11 protein-coding genes are annotated in these 14,088 nt (G+C 72.1%); 10 read left to right on the plus strand and 1 reads right to left on the minus strand.

Translation table 11 applies throughout. The features are described 5' to 3' along the window. The first annotated feature begins 151 nt into the window (after positions 1 to 151). The 8 genes from ACUY4T_RS09315 to ACUY4T_RS09350 all read left to right on the plus strand — a co-directional run bounded on the left by ACUY4T_RS09315 (position 152) and on the right by ACUY4T_RS09350 (position 9,141). The gene (locus tag ACUY4T_RS09315) at positions 152 to 1,276 is read left to right on the plus strand and encodes a GuaB3 family IMP dehydrogenase-related protein (RefSeq protein ID WP_446018648.1); all 1,125 of its coding nucleotides are present in this window, start codon (positions 152 to 154) and stop codon (positions 1,274 to 1,276) included. A 106-nt stretch (positions 1,277 to 1,382) separates the two neighbouring features. Then, positions 1,383 to 3,113 carry a glycerol-3-phosphate dehydrogenase/oxidase gene (locus ACUY4T_RS09320; protein ID WP_446018649.1) on the plus strand — a complete coding sequence of 577 codons (1,731 nt, stop codon included), beginning with the start codon at positions 1,383 to 1,385 and terminating at the stop codon, positions 3,111 to 3,113. Between the two features lie 114 nt (positions 3,114 to 3,227). Then, entirely contained in the window at positions 3,228 to 4,061 is an 834-nt protein-coding gene (locus ACUY4T_RS09325) for an SURF1 family cytochrome oxidase biogenesis protein (RefSeq protein WP_446018650.1), read from the plus strand. 65 nt (positions 4,062 to 4,126) lie between these two features. After that, entirely contained in the window at positions 4,127 to 4,621 is a 495-nt protein-coding gene (locus ACUY4T_RS09330; protein WP_446018651.1) for a DUF3817 domain-containing protein, read from the plus strand. Then, positions 4,618 to 6,195 carry a glutamine-hydrolyzing GMP synthase gene (gene guaA, locus ACUY4T_RS09335; RefSeq protein WP_446018652.1) on the plus strand — a complete coding sequence of 526 codons (1,578 nt, stop codon included), beginning with the start codon at positions 4,618 to 4,620 and terminating at the stop codon, positions 6,193 to 6,195. The genes ACUY4T_RS09330 and guaA overlap by 4 nt, the downstream gene beginning before the upstream one ends. An 18-nt stretch (positions 6,196 to 6,213) precedes the next feature. Next, positions 6,214 to 7,161, plus strand: a complete 948-nt coding sequence (locus ACUY4T_RS09340; protein WP_446018653.1) for an L-lactate dehydrogenase — start codon at positions 6,214 to 6,216, stop codon at positions 7,159 to 7,161. 224 nt (positions 7,162 to 7,385) lie between these two features. Further along, positions 7,386 to 7,817, plus strand: a complete 432-nt coding sequence (locus ACUY4T_RS09345) for a YciI family protein (protein ID WP_446018654.1) — start codon at positions 7,386 to 7,388, stop codon at positions 7,815 to 7,817. A gap of 16 nt (positions 7,818 to 7,833) precedes the next feature. After that, entirely contained in the window at positions 7,834 to 9,141 is a 1,308-nt protein-coding gene (locus ACUY4T_RS09350; RefSeq protein WP_446018655.1) for an RNA polymerase sigma factor, read from the plus strand. A 178-nt stretch (positions 9,142 to 9,319) separates the two neighbouring features. Here ACUY4T_RS09350 and ACUY4T_RS09355 read toward each other — a convergent pair whose 3' ends face one another. Then, positions 9,320 to 10,129 carry a Bax inhibitor-1/YccA family protein gene (locus ACUY4T_RS09355; protein ID WP_446018656.1) on the minus strand — a complete coding sequence of 270 codons (810 nt, stop codon included), beginning with the start codon at positions 10,127 to 10,129 and terminating at the stop codon, positions 9,320 to 9,322. Positions 10,130 to 10,285: 156 nt separating this feature from the next. Here ACUY4T_RS09355 and ACUY4T_RS09360 point away from each other — a divergent pair, with 156 nt between their 5' ends. Both ACUY4T_RS09360 and ACUY4T_RS09365 read left to right on the plus strand, forming a co-directional pair. Continuing rightward, positions 10,286 to 11,359, plus strand: coding sequence for a glycerophosphodiester phosphodiesterase family protein (locus ACUY4T_RS09360; RefSeq protein WP_446018657.1), 1,074 nt, complete (start codon positions 10,286 to 10,288; stop codon positions 11,357 to 11,359). A gap of 165 nt (positions 11,360 to 11,524) precedes the next feature. After that, positions 11,525 to 14,023, plus strand: a complete 2,499-nt coding sequence (locus tag ACUY4T_RS09365) for an ATP-dependent helicase (protein WP_446018658.1) — start codon at positions 11,525 to 11,527, stop codon at positions 14,021 to 14,023. Positions 14,024 to 14,088 lie beyond the last annotated feature (65 nt).

Genomic DNA, 14,088 nt, shown 5'->3' on the forward strand with positions numbered 1-14,088 from the left:
GGGTCGCAGGGGGCCCGCGTCGGGGTACGGCTCGAACGCGGTGCCCCGATCGAACCACACAAGCCGGGCTCGGCGGTAGCGCCGACACGGTCGCTCACCGTTCGGCGACATCGGCGAGACGCGCGTCGGGTGCGCTCGGTAGGGTTGACGCGTGACTCAGGAGATCGAGATCGGCCGCTCCAAGCGGGGCCGTCGCGTGTACGCGTTCGACGACATCGCGATCGTGCCGAGCCGGCGCACGCGCGACCCGGAGGACGTGTCGGTGTCGTGGGGCATCGACGCCTACCAGTTCGACATCCCGTTCCTCGCGGCGCCGATGGACTCGGTGGTCTCGCCGCAGACCGCCATCATGATGGGCCAGCTCGGCGGCCTGGGCGTCCTCGACCTCGAGGGGCTGTGGACCCGGTACGAGGACCCCGAGCCCGTGCTCGCCGAGATCCGCAACCTGCCCGACGAGCGCGCGACGTCGCGCATGCAGGAGCTGTACTCCGAGCCGATCAAGCCCGAGCTCGTCACGCACCGGCTCGCCGAGGTCCGCGCCGCGGGCGTGACCGTGGCCGGCGCGCTGTCGCCGCAGCGCACCCAGGAGCTGTACGAGACGGTCGTCGCGGCCGGCGTCGACCTCTTCGTCATCCGCGGCACGACGGTCTCCGCCGAGCACGTCTCGAAGAACCAGGAGCCGCTGAACCTGAAGAAGTTCATCTACGAGCTCGACGTGCCGGTCATCGTCGGCGGCGCCGCGACCTACACCGCGGCGCTGCACCTCATGCGGACCGGCGCGGCCGGCGTGCTCGTCGGCTTCGGCGGCGGCGCGGCCTCGACGACGCGGAAGGCGCTCGGCATCCACGCGCCCATGGCCACCGCGGTGGCGGATGTCGCGGGCGCCCGGCGCGACTACCTCGACGAGTCCGGAGGCCGCTACGTGCACGTCATCGCCGACGGCGGGGTCGGCACCGCCGGCGACATCGTGAAGGCGATCGCGTGCGGCGCCGACGCGGTCATGCTCGGCGCGGCGCTCGCCCGGGCGACCGACGCGCCCGGCGGCGGCTGGCACTGGGGCGCCGAGGCGCACCACGCGAAGCTGCCCCGCGGGGAGCGGGTGCAGGTCGGCCAGGTGGCGCCGCTCGAGGAGCTCCTCTACGGCCCGGCGCCCGGTGCCGACGGCAAGGCGAACCTCGTCGGCGCGCTCCGCAGGTCGATGGCCACGACCGGCTACTCCGACCTCAAGGAGTTCCAGCGCGTCGAGGTCGTGGTGGCGCCGTACCAGTCCGTTTGAGACGCGTCCACCCCCAGCGGATTCCATGGTGCCCGCCGGTCCGGCTCGGGTAGCGTGGGGAACGACGGGCGGCACCGCCGCGGTCCGCCCGGGATGGGGAGCGACGATGGCGAAGCTGAAGTCGGTGACGCGTTCGAGCAAGCTCGGACCGGAGGAGCGCGAGGCGGCGATCGCCCGGCTGAAGGAGAAGGAACTCGACATCCTCGTGGTCGGCGGCGGCATCGTCGGCACGGGGGCGGCACTCGACGCGGTCACGCGCGGGCTGTCGACCGGGCTCCTCGAGGCCCGCGACTGGGCGTCGGGCACCTCGAGCCGTTCGTCGAAGCTCGTCCACGGCGGCATCCGCTACCTCGAGCAGCTCGACTTCCGCCTGGTCCGCGAAGCGCTCATCGAGCGCGGCCTGCTCCTTCAGCGGCTCGCCCCGCACCTCGTCAAGCCGGTGCGCTTCCTCTACCCGCTGAAGAAGCCCCTGTTCGAGCGCCTCTACATCGGCGCGGGCATGCTCCTGTACGACATCTTCAGCTACACCGGCGGCGGCCACCCGGGCGTGCCGCACCACCGCCACCTCACCAAGCGCCAGGTCATGCGTGCGGCCCCGTCCATCGCGCCGAGCGCGCTGATCGGCGGGCTCACCTACTACGATGCGCAGGTCGACGACGCCCGCTACGTGGCTTCCCTCGCGCGCACCGCGTCGTTCTACGGCGCCCATGTCGCGAGCCGCGTCAAGGTCGAGGGGTTCGTGAAGGTCGGCGAGCGCGTCGTCGGCGTGAAGGCCCACGACCTGCAGACCGACGAGCGGTTCGAGATCCGCGCCAAGCAGGTCGTCAACGCGACGGGCGTCTGGACCGACGACACCCAGCGGATGGTGGGCGAGCGGGGCACGTTCAAGGTGCGCGCGTCGAAGGGCATCCACCTCGTGGTCCCGCGCGACCGCTTCCAGTCGAACATGGGGCTGCTGCTGCGCACCGAGAAGAGCGTGCTGTTCGTCATCCCGTGGGGCCGGCACTGGCTCATCGGCACGACCGACACCGACTGGAACCTCGACAAGGCGCATCCGGCCGCGACCGCCGCCGACATCGACTACCTGCTCGAGCACGTCAACGCCGTGCTCAACGTGCCGCTCACCCGGGAGGACGTGGAGGGCGTGTTCGCCGGGCTCCGGCCGCTGCTGGCCGGCGAGAGCGACGAGACCTCGAAGCTCTCGCGCGAGCACGTCGTGGCCCACACCGTCCCGGGGCTCGTCGTGGTCGCCGGCGGCAAGTGGACCACGTACCGGGTGATGGCGAAGGACGCGATCGATGCGGCGGCCGACGCCCTCGACGGCAAGGTGCCGCCGTCGACGACGCAGCGCATCCCGCTCCTCGGAGCGGAGGGCTACCAGGCCGCGTGGAACAAGCGCGGCAAGATCGCGCGGGCGTTCGGCGTGCACAAGGTGCGCATCGAGCACCTGCTGAACCGGTACGGCACCATGACCGACGAGCTGCTCGACCTGATCCGCGAGAACCCGGAGCTCGGCGAGCCGCTGCCGGGCGCCGACGACTACCTCGGCGCCGAGGTCGTCTACGCCGCGTCCCACGAGGGCGCGCTGCACCTCGACGACGTGCTCGCGCGCCGCACCCGCATCTCGATCGAGGCGTGGGACCGGGGCGTCTCGGCGGCGCCCGTGGCGGCCAGGCTCATGGCCGGCGTGCTCGGCTGGGACGCCGACCGGGAGTCCCTCGAGGTCGAGCGGTACCTGCAGCGCGTGCAGGCCGAGATCGCCTCGCAGCAGCAGCCCGACGACGAGTCGGCCGACCGGGTCCGCCTCGAGGCGCCCGACATCGTGCAGGTCGACTGATCGCACGACCCGTGGGCGGATGCCGCGGCTCGACGCCGCGCCACCCGCCCACGGGTGCCCGGCAGCGCCGCTCGCAGGGATCGCGCACCCCGCGCGGATAGAATCGCGCACGACATGCTCCGGATGATGCTGCGCCCGCGGTGGGTGCTCGCCCTGCTCGCCGCGCTCGGGATCGCGGCGGGCTTCGCCGTCCTCGCGCAGTGGCAGGTGGGCCGGGCGGTCGAGGAGGCGAGGGTCGTCGAGCGTCCGACCGAGCAGGTGCGACCGCTCGGCGACGTGGTCGAGCCCGACGCCCCCACCGAGCAGGCCGCGACGGGCCAGCGCGTGTCGGTGCGCGGCACGCTCGTGCCGGGTGACACCGTGCTCGTGCAGGGCCGGGTGAACGACGGCCAGACCGGCTGGTGGGTCGTCGCCCATCTCGAGGTGACGGATGCCGCGCCCGGCGGACTCCCCGTCGCGCTCGGCTGGGCGCCCGACGAGCAGGCGGCGCTGGACGCGCTCGCCGAGTTCGAAGCGGAGGCCGACGCGGCGGCCGAGGTCGAGGTCGTCGGCCGGTTCCTGCCGAGCGAGGCGCCGATCCGGCCGGAGGACGACGAGGACCCGCAGGCGATGCGCACGGTCGCGGTCGCCCACCTCATCAACGTCTGGGCCGACTACGACGAGCGTCCGGTCTACTTCGGCTACGTCACGGCGGGCGAGCCGACCGCCGGCCTGGAGGCGATCTCGTCGCCGCCGCCGCTCGACCAGACCGAGCTGAACTGGCTGAACGTGTTCTACGCGATCGAGTGGGTCGTGTTCGGCGGGTTCGCCGTGTACCTCTGGTACCGGCTCGTCAAGGACGCCGTCGAGCGCGAGCGGGACGAGGCCGAGGAGGCCGAGCGCGAGGCGGAGGCCGCCGCGGCGACCACGGCGAGGGACGCCGCCGACGGCGACGCGACGCGGGCCTGAGCGCCCGCGTCCCCCTCCGAGCGACTCGGCCATCGCCCAGCCGCCCGGCCCGTAGACTGGACGCCATGCCCCTCGAGCCCAAACCGGCTGATTTCCCGCGCATCCGCGGGGCGCTGAAGTTCTACGTGGTCGCGTCGGTCATCACCGGCACGATGCTCCTGCTGCTCTGCGCCGAGATGCTCCTCAAGTACGTGTGGTTCCTCGAGCTGTACGCGTTCGGTCCGAACGGGCTCCTCTCGCTCGAGCCCGTGGTCGAGACCCCGGAGGGCCTCGAGTCGACCGGCGTCGGCGTGAACCTCTCGACCGGCATCCTGATCGCGCACGGCTGGTTCTACGTCGTGTACCTCTTCAGCAACTTCCGGCTCTGGAGCCTGATGCGCTGGCCGTTCTGGAAGCTGCTGCTGCTCGCCTCCGGCGGCATCGTGCCGTTCCTCTCGTTCATCCTCGAGGCCCGCATCGGCCGCGAGGTGCGCGAGTACCTCGCGAAGCGCGAAGCGGATGCCGCCGCGGCGCGACCGACGACCGACTCCGACTCCGAGCCCGTGGAGGCCGCCCAGTGAGCGAGACCCAGCAGCGACCCGTCCTGGTCGTCGACTTCGGCGCGCAGTACGCGCAGCTGATCGCGCGGCGCGTGCGCGAGGCAGCCGTCTACTCCGAGATCGTGCCGCACACGATCACGGCCGACGAGGTGCGCGCCATGGACCCGATCGGCATCGTCCTGTCCGGCGGGCCGTCGTCGGTGTACGAGGAGGGCGCGCCGCAGCTCGACCCGGGCGTGCTGCAGCTCGGGGTGCCGACGCTCGGCATCTGCTACGGCTTCCAGGTGATGGCGCAGCAGCTCGGCGGCGAGGTCGCCCACACCGGCCGCCGCGAGTACGGCGCGACCGCCGCCACGCTCCGCACCGACGACGGCAACGCGCTGCTCGGCGGCCAGCCCGAGCACCAGACCGTGTGGATGAGCCACGGCGACTCGGTGGCCGTCGCGCCGGAGGGCTTCGAGGTGCTCGCCTCGACCGCCGACACCCCGGTCGCGGCCTTCGCGCACGACGAGCAGGGGTTCTACGGCGTGCAGTGGCACCCCGAGGTCAAGCACTCGCCGTTCGGGCAGGCCGTGATCGAGAACTTCCTCCACCGCGCCGCCGGCATCCCCGCCGACTGGAACTCGGGCAACGTGATCGCCGAGCAGGTTGCGCGCATCCGCGAGCAGGTCGGCTCGGGCCGGGTCATCGCCGGGCTCTCCGGCGGCGTCGACTCCGCAGTGGCGGCGGCGATCGTCCACGAGGCCGTGGGCGACCAGCTCGTCTGCGTGTTCGTCGACCACGGGCTGCTGCGCAAGGACGAGCGCACGCAGGTGGAGGTCGACTACGTCGCCGCCACCGGCATCCGCCTCGTCACGGTCGACGCGGCCGACACGTTCCTCGCTGCGCTCGCCGGGGTCACCGACCCCGAGGAGAAGCGCAAGATCATCGGGCGCGAGTTCATCCGCGCGTTCGAGCAGGCCGAACGCGACCTGGTCGCCGAGGCCGACGCCGACGGCGAGCCGATCCGCTTCCTCGTGCAGGGCACGCTCTACCCCGACGTTGTCGAGTCGGGCGGCGGCACGGGGACCGCGAACATCAAGAGCCACCACAACGTCGGCGGCCTGCCGGAAGACCTGCAGTTCGAGCTCGTCGAGCCGCTGCGCACCCTCTTCAAGGACGAGGTGCGGGCGATCGGTCGCGAACTCGGCCTGCCCGAGGCGATCGTCGGCCGCCAGCCCTTCCCCGGGCCCGGCCTGGGCATCCGCATCGTCGGCGAGGTCACCGGCGAGCGGCTCGAGGTGCTCCGCGAGGCGGACGCCATCGCCCGGGCCGAACTGTCGGCGGCGGGCCTCGACGACCAGATCTGGCAGTGCCCCGTGGTCCTGCTCGCCGACGTGCGCTCCGTGGGCGTGCAGGGCGACGGCCGCACCTACGGGCACCCGATCGTGCTGCGCCCCGTCTCATCGGAGGACGCGATGACCGCCGACTGGACGCGTCTGCCCTACGACGTGCTCGCCCGGATCTCGAACCGCATCACCAACGAGGTGCGCGAGGTCAACCGCGTCGTGCTCGACGTCACGTCGAAGCCGCCGGGCACCATCGAGTGGGAGTAGCGCGCTAGCCTGACCGGCATGGGTGTCGTCGAGAACTCCAAGCTGACCGTCGTCGGGGCCGGGAGCGTGGGCGCGAGCCTCGCGTACGCGGCGCTCATCCGGGGGTCGGCCCGGCGCGTGGCGCTGTATGACGTCAACACCGCCAAGGTCGACGCCGAGGTGCTCGACCTCGCGCACGGCACGCCGTTCGTCGGCTCGAGCACGATCGAGGGCGGCGACGACCTCGCGGTCGTCGAGGGCTCGCACGTCGTCGTCATCACGGCCGGCGCGAAGCAGGAACCGGGGCAGTCGCGCCTCGACCTCGCGGGCACGAACGTGCGGATCCTCGAGGACCTCCTGCCGAAGCTGCTCGAGCGCGCGCCCGATGCCGTGTACATGCTCGTCACGAACCCGTGCGACGTGCTCACCGTCGCCGCGCAGAAGATCTCGGGCCTGCCATCCGACCGGGTCTTCTCCTCGGGGACCGTGCTCGACACCGCCCGCCTCCGTTGGCTGCTGGCCCGGCGCGCGGGCGTCGCGCCGTCGAGCGTGCACGCCCACATCGTCGGCGAGCACGGCGACACGGAGTTCGCCCTCTGGTCCAGCGCGAACGTCGGCACCGTCCCGATCCTGGACTGGGCGCACGGCGAGGGCTTCCGCGCCGAGGACCTCGAGCGGATCGTCGCCGACGTGCGCAACGCCGCGTATCGCATCATCCAGGGCAAGGGCGCGACCAACCATGCCATCGGGCTCTCCGGCGCCCGGATCGTCGAATCGCTGCTGCGCGACGAGGCGGCGGTGCTGCCCGTGAGCACCGTGCTCGACGGCGTGCACGGCGTCTCGGGGGTGGCGCTCTCGCTGCCGAGCATCGTCGACTCCTCCGGCGTCACGCCGCTCGTCGAGACCCGGTTCTCCGAGGACGAGCTCCTCAAGCTGCACGCCTCGGCGGAGGCGCTCGAGACGTCGATCGCGTCGCTCGGCATCTGAGGCCCGCGGCGCGGCATCCGCTCCCCAGCCGCCCCTTGCCGTCCCCAGCCGTCCCGAACGGCGGATATACGATCCGGCGCGCCGGAGGACACGGCCCCGGCCCGGCGCGCCGGATCGTATATCCGCCGGAATGTGCGGAGGCTGTGTCGATCGGGGCCGTTCCCGTTCGACGTCATCAATGAGAGGGTCGAACCACGACCCGTACACGCGAGGAGCGAACCATCATGGCGAAGTACATGCTGATCATGCGGGCCACCGACGAGGCCGTGCAGGCGTACCAGGACATCCCGTTCGAGGAGGTCATCGAGCGGATGGGGCGGTACAACGAGGAGCTGATGAAGGCGGGCGTGCTGCTGGCCGGCGAGGGACTCTCCGACGCGAGCGATGGCTTCGTCGTCGACTTCTCGGCCGAGCCGCCGCTGGTGACCGACGGGCCGTACGGCGAGACCAAGGAGCTCTTCAACGGCTTCTGGATCCTCGAGGTCGCCTCGCGCGAGGAGGCCGCGGAGTGGGCGCGCCGCTGCCCGCTGGGCCCGGGCTCGAAGCTCGAGGTGCGCCGCGTCACCGAGATCGAGGACTTCCCGCAGGACAACGAGTGGATCCAGAAGGAGGCCGGCTGGCGCGAGGAGCAGGCGCAGCGGGCCGCGGGGCTCTGAGGCGCGGCATCCTCCCGTGACCGGAGCGCCGACGACCCACGCCGCGACGGATCGCCCGGCGGACCCTGAGTCCGCCCGGCGGGCCGTCGCGGCCGTGTGGCGCATCGAGTCCGCGCGGATCGTCGCGACGCTCACGCGCATGGTCGGCGACTTCCCGCTCGCGGAGGACCTCGCCCAGGACGCGCTCGCCGAGGCGCTCGCGCAGTGGCCGGATTCCGGCATCCCGGCGAACCCGGGCGCCTGGCTGACCGCCGTCGCGAAGCGTCGGGCGATCGACGGATGGCGTCGCCGCGAGCGCTACGACGAGCGGCTCGCCGCCATCGCCCACGACCTCGAGCGCGAGCAGGCCGAGGCGACGGATGCCACGGGAGACCTGCCCTACGACCCCGACGCGATCGGCGACGACGTGCTGCGCCTCGTGTTCGTGTCGTGCCATCCGATGCTCGCCCGGGAGGCGCGCGTCGCGCTGACCCTCCGCGTCGTCGCGGGCCTGACCACCGAGGAGATCGCGCGGGCCTTCCTCGTGGGCGTGCCGACCGTGCAGCAGCGCATCGTGCGCGCCAAGAAGGCGCTCGGCGCGGCCGGCGTGCCGTTCGAGGTGCCGCCGCGCGAGGAGTTCGCCGCGCGGCTCGGGACCGTGCTCGGGGTGCTGTACCTGATCTTCAACGAGGGGCATTCGGCATCGGCCGGCGGCGAGCTCATGCGTCCCGAACTCGGCCGGGAGGCCCTGCGGCTGGCGCGGGTGCTCGCCGCGCTCGTGCCTCGGGAGCCGGAGGTGCACGGCCTGGTCGCACTCATGGAGCTCACCGCCGCGCGGTTCCCGGCCCGCGTCGATGCCGACGGCGACGCGGTGCTGCTGGCCGACCAGGATCGGCGGCGCTGGGATCGCTCGGCGATCGCTCGGGGTCGGGCATCGCTCGCCCGCGCCGATCGCCTCGGCCGCGGACGGGGCGCCTACGCGCTGCAGGCGGGGATCGCCGAGCAGCACGACATCGCGGCATCCGTCGACGACACCGACTGGCCCGCGATCGTCGCGCTCTACGGGGCACTGGCGGAGGTCGCTCCCTCGCCCGTCGTCGACCTGAACCGCGCGGTCGCAGTCGCGATGGCGGACGGCCCGGAGGCGGGGCTGGCGATCGTCGACGGCCTCGTGGGGGACGGGCGGCTCGCCCGGTACCATCCGCTGCACGCCGTGCGCGCCGAGCTGCTCGAGCGGCTCGGGCGGGCGGACGAGGCACGCGCGGCGTTCGCCGAGGCCGCGCGCCTCACGGCGAACGAGCGCGAGCGCGCCGTGCTCCTCGCACGCGCCTCGCGCCCGCGCTGACCCCTCCGCGACCGACGCCCCCCCGCACCGCATAGCGGATATACGATCGGGCGCGCCGCGAGCTCGGGGGATTTCCCGGGGTGGCGGATCGTATATCCGCCGAACTGGACGGGGAGAGGGTGGCGGGAACGCGGAACGGGCCGCCTCCGAGGAGACGGCCCGTTCGTGGTGTCGCCGGCTAGTCGCGCGCGATCGCGAGCATGCGCAGGATCTCGAGGTACAGCCAGATGACCGTGACCATGATGCCGAAGGCGCCGGTCCAGCCGTACTTCCGCGGGGCGCGGTTGCGCACGCCCTGCTGGATGAAGTCGAAGTCGAGCACGAGCGAGTACGCGCCCATGATGACGACGAGGACGCCGATCAGCAGGCCGAGCGGGATGCCGAAGATCTCGACGCCGCGCAGGCCCCACGGGTCGTCCGTGACGTTGAAGAGCATCAGGCCGAGGTTCACGAGCGAGAACACGAGGTATCCGACCATCGCGATCAGGAACACCTTCGTCGCCTTCTTCGATGCGCGGATTTTGCCCGACGCGAAGAGCGCGAGCGTCACGCCGACCACGACGAGCGTCGCAATCACGGCCTGCGCGACGATGCCGCCGCCGTAGGCCAGCTCGTACCACGCCGAGATGCCGCCGACGAAGATGCCCTGCACGCCCGCGTACGCGAGGATCAGGGCGGGCGACGGCTCCTTCTTGAAGATGTTGACGAGCGCCAGCACGAAGCCGACGATGCCGGCGCCGATCCAGAGGAACGGCACGGACTGGACCGTGAGCCAGCCGATCGCCGCGCCGACGAGCAGCACGCCGAAGGCCGCGGCGGACTTGGCGATCGAGTCCTCGATCGTCATGACGTCGCGGTCGGGGAGCGTCGCGGGCTGGTTGTACATGTCCTGCAGCTGCTGGGCGGACATGTCCTGTGCGACAGCCACCGCCCCCTGGCCGGAGGTGAACGCCTCGTTGCGTGAGAAGGCGGGGTTGTTGAGAGCCATTGCTGTGGTTCCTCTGCTTTCGGCTTTCCGTCGGGTGGAGGGGAATCGCCGCGCCGGTCGGCGCGGTCCCTCAAACCTACCGGGTTCGGCCGTGTCAACGCCGAGAGTCGGCTCGGGATTCCGGGGCGGTCCCCGGCGCGTGGCTACGCTGAGGGCATGCTGCCAGGGCCCGTCGGGCGTCCACTCGTGATCGGGCACCGAGGTGCGTCCGGGTACCGTCCCGAGCACACCGAGGCCGCGTACCGGCTCGCGTTCGCCCTCGGCGCCGATGCGGTCGAGCCCGATCTCGTCTCCACGCGCGACGGCGTGCTCGTCCTGCGGCACGAGAACGAGATCTCCGGCACGACGGATGTCGCGTCCCGCTCCGAGTTCGCCTCGCGTCGCACCACGCGGGAGGTCGACGGGCGCGAGCTCACGGGCTGGTTCACCGAGGACTTCACCTGGGCGGAGTTGTCGACCCTCCGGGCGACCGAGCGGCTGGGCGGCATCCGGCAGCACAGCGCCACGTTCGACGGGCGGTATCCGGTGATCCGGTTCCGCGACCTGCTGGCACTGCTCGACGAGGCGGCCGACGAGCAGGGTCGCGACATCCGACTCGTGGCCGAGTTCAAGCACGCGACCCACTTCGCCGCCCTCGGCCTGCCGATCGACGAGCTGTTCGCCGGGGAGCTGTCGGCCGCCGGGTGGGGGAGAGGTGACGATCGCCTGGTGTCGGAGTCGTTCGAGCCGACGTTGCTCGACCGCCTGCGGCATGCCGGCATCCGCGGGTCGCGGGTGCTGCTGCTCGAGGATCGCGGGGGTCCTTTCGACCTCGCGAGCGCCGGCGACGGCTCGGCCGCCCGGACCTACGACTCGTACGCCACGCAGGCGGGCCTGCTCGCCCTGGCGGGCGCGGTCGACGGCGTGAGCGTCGGCAAGGCGCGGCTCGTCGGCGGTCCGGCCTCGACGACGGATGTCGCGGGCGCGGCGCGGCGCGTCCGCCCGGGCGCCCCGCTCCGCGGCGCCGAGCTCGTCGACGCCGCGCACGGCGCCGGGCTGGCCGTGTTCACGTGGACCCTCCGACCGGAGAACCGGTTCCTCGCGCCGCCCCACCGCCGGGGCGCCGCGCGCAGCGCGTGGGGCGACTGGCTGGGGGAGTTCACGCGGATCATGGACGCCGGCGTCGACGGCGTGTTCCTGGACCACCCGGACCTCGGGATCGAGGCGAGGGAGGTCTTCGCCCGGGGCTGAGGACGCCGCCAGGCCTCATCGAGGCGGCCATCGAGCTGAATCGGCCCGGCCCGAGCCTGCCCGACGCGCGGTCGCGACGACGCGGCACCGGGGTAAGGACGAGACGCCCGCCCCGGCGTCCGGGGCGCCCGGGCTGTCGGATGCCGCGCCTAGACTTGTCGGGACATGACGCTGATCCTCGACCCCGACGACCCCACCGGCTGGCGCGAGGCGCCCGGCGCGGCCGAACGCCAGCGCGCCGATGATGCGCGCGGCGCGGCATCCGATCGCCTGACCGCCGGGCTGAACCCGCAGCAGCGCGAGGCGGTCGAGTACCGCGGCCCGGCGCTGCTCATCGTCGCGGGCGCGGGGTCGGGCAAGACACGCGTGCTGACGCACCGCATCGCGAGCCTCATCGACGGGCGCGAGGCGTGGCCGAGCCAGATCCTCGCGATCACGTTCACCAACAAGGCCGCGGCCGAGATGCGCGAGCGCGTCGAGGCGCTGCTCGGCGAGGCCGCGGGCGGCATGTGGATCTCGACGTTCCACTCGGCGTGCGTGAGGATCCTCCGCCGCGAGGCCGAGGCCATCGGGCTGAGCTCGACGTTCACGATCTACGACTCGGCCGACCAGCGCACCATCCTGAAGCGCATCATCAAGGAGCTCGACGCCGACACCCTCGGCTTCACGCCCGCGAGCGCGCAGGCGAGGATCTCGAAGCTGAAGAACGAGCTGAGCGACGTCGAGACGTACGCGCGCAACGTCAACACGAACGACCCGAACGAGGTGATGTTCCTCGAGATCTTCCGCCAGTACACGCGACGCCTGCGCGACGCCAGCGCGCTCGACTTCGACGACCTGATCAGCGAGACGGTCTACCTGTTCCGGGCGTTCCCGAAGGTCGCGGCGCTCTACCAGCGGCGGTTCCGGCACATCCTCGTCGACGAGTACCAGGACACCAACCACGCGCAGTACGCGCTCATCCGCGAGCTCACGCGGCCGGTCGAGCCCGACGTCGTCGCCGAGCTCGACCAGCACGGCGTGCTCGTGCGGGGCATGACGGATGCCACGGGCGCGATCCCGGGCGCGAGCCTCACGGTCGTCGGCGACTCCGACCAGTCGATCTACGCGTTCCGCGGCGCCGACATCCGCAACATCGTGGAGTTCGAGCGCGACTTCCCGGGCGCGAAGGTCGTGCTGCTCGAGCAGAACTACCGGTCGACGCAGAACATCCTGAGCGCTGCGAACGCGGTCATCTCGAACAACTTCGACCGCAAGGAGAAGAAGCTCTGGACCGCCGACGGCGACGGCGACAAGATCACCGGCTACACCGGGTACTCGGCGCACGACGAGGCCCAGTTCGTCGCCGACGAGATCGAGGAGCTGCACCGCGCCGGCGTGGCCTACCGAGACATCGCGGTGTTCTACCGCACCAACGCCCAGACCCGTGCGCTGGAGGAGATCTTCGTACGGTCGGCGCTGCCGTACCGCGTGGTCGGCGGCACGAAGTTCTACGAGCGCGCCGAGATCAAGGACGCGATGGCGTACCTGATCGCCGTCGCGAACCCGCTCGACGAGCTCGCGATCCGTCGCATCCTGAACACCCCCAAGCGCGGCATCGGACCGGCGACCGAGACGTCGATCGCGAGCTTCGGCGAGCAGAACGACCTCTCGTTCCGGCAGGCGATGCGGGCGGCCGACGGCCTCGGGCTCGGTCCGAAGGTCACGAAGGCGATCCTCGACCTCGCGAACCTGCTCGACGAGGCGGCGGCGATGCTCGTGCCGTCGCAGAAGGGCATCGACGAGGGCACCAACGAGGGCGCCGCGAAGGTGTCCGACGTGCTGGCGTTCCTGCTCGACCGCTCCGGGCTCGTCGCGAGCCTCAGGAACAGCCGCGATCCGCAGGACGAGACGCGAGCCGAGAACGTCGAGGAGCTCCTCGCCCAGACGAAGGACTTCGACCGCGAGAACCCCGGGGCGACCCTCGTCGACTTCCTCACGCAGGTCTCGCTCGTCGCGGCGGCCGACGAGCTCGACGACGCATCCGGAACGGTCTCGCTGATGACGCTGCACACCGCGAAGGGCCTCGAGTACCACGCGGTGTTCCTCACGGGCATCGAGGAGGGGCTCCTCCCGCACCAGATGTCCGCCTCGGAGCCCGGCGGGCCCGCCGAGGAGCGACGGCTGTTCTACGTCGGGATCACCCGCGCCCGCAAGCGGCTCTACCTGTCGCTCGCGATGAGCCGAGCCCAGTTCGGCGAGGTGTCGGTCGCGATGCCCAGCCGGTACCTGCAGGAGATCCCAGACGAGCTCATCGACTGGAAGCAGTCGCCCGGCATGGCGAACGGTCGCGGCGGCAGCCAGCCCCGGGCGCTGAACGCGCGCCGCGGCGGATACGGCGGCGGCGGCGGCGCCTGGGGCACGCGCGACCGCGACCTCGAACGGTTCAGCGTGACGAGGTCGACCGCGACGAAGACCGAGTGGGCGAACCGCGTCACCGGGACGGTCCGCGACAACGGCGACCTCACGCTCGAGGCGGGCGATCGCATCCGGCACACCGACTTCGGCGAGGGCACCGTTCGCCAGGTCACCGGCGAGGGCAGCAAGCGCATCGCGCACGTGGCGTTCGACGCCGCCGGGCAGAAGAAGCTCCTCATCAAGATCGCGCCGATCGAGAAGATCTGACCCTCGGCGCCGCAGCGGCCCGGCCGCCAGGGGACCCGGGTCGTTCACAGCCGGAGTCCAGCCGA

It is taken from the genome of Agromyces arachidis (assembly GCF_052805135.1).

Coding starts and splice junctions, on each gene's coding strand:
- ACUY4T_RS09320 (WP_446018649.1), top strand. CDS start 1,383: ATGGCGAAGCTGAAGTCGGTGACGCGTTCGAGCAAGCTCGGACCGGAG.
- ACUY4T_RS09325 (WP_446018650.1), top strand. CDS start 3,228: ATGCTCCGGATGATGCTGCGCCCGCGGTGGGTGCTCGCCCTGCTCGCC.
- ACUY4T_RS09330 (WP_446018651.1), top strand. CDS start 4,127: ATGCCCCTCGAGCCCAAACCGGCTGATTTCCCGCGCATCCGCGGGGCG.
- ACUY4T_RS09340 (WP_446018653.1), top strand. CDS start 6,214: ATGGGTGTCGTCGAGAACTCCAAGCTGACCGTCGTCGGGGCCGGGAGC.
- ACUY4T_RS09345 (WP_446018654.1), top strand. CDS start 7,386: ATGGCGAAGTACATGCTGATCATGCGGGCCACCGACGAGGCCGTGCAG.
- ACUY4T_RS09355 (WP_446018656.1), bottom strand. CDS start 10,129: ATGGCTCTCAACAACCCCGCCTTCTCACGCAACGAGGCGTTCACCTCC.
- ACUY4T_RS09360 (WP_446018657.1), top strand. CDS start 10,286: ATGCTGCCAGGGCCCGTCGGGCGTCCACTCGTGATCGGGCACCGAGGT.
- ACUY4T_RS09365 (WP_446018658.1), top strand. CDS start 11,525: ATGACGCTGATCCTCGACCCCGACGACCCCACCGGCTGGCGCGAGGCG.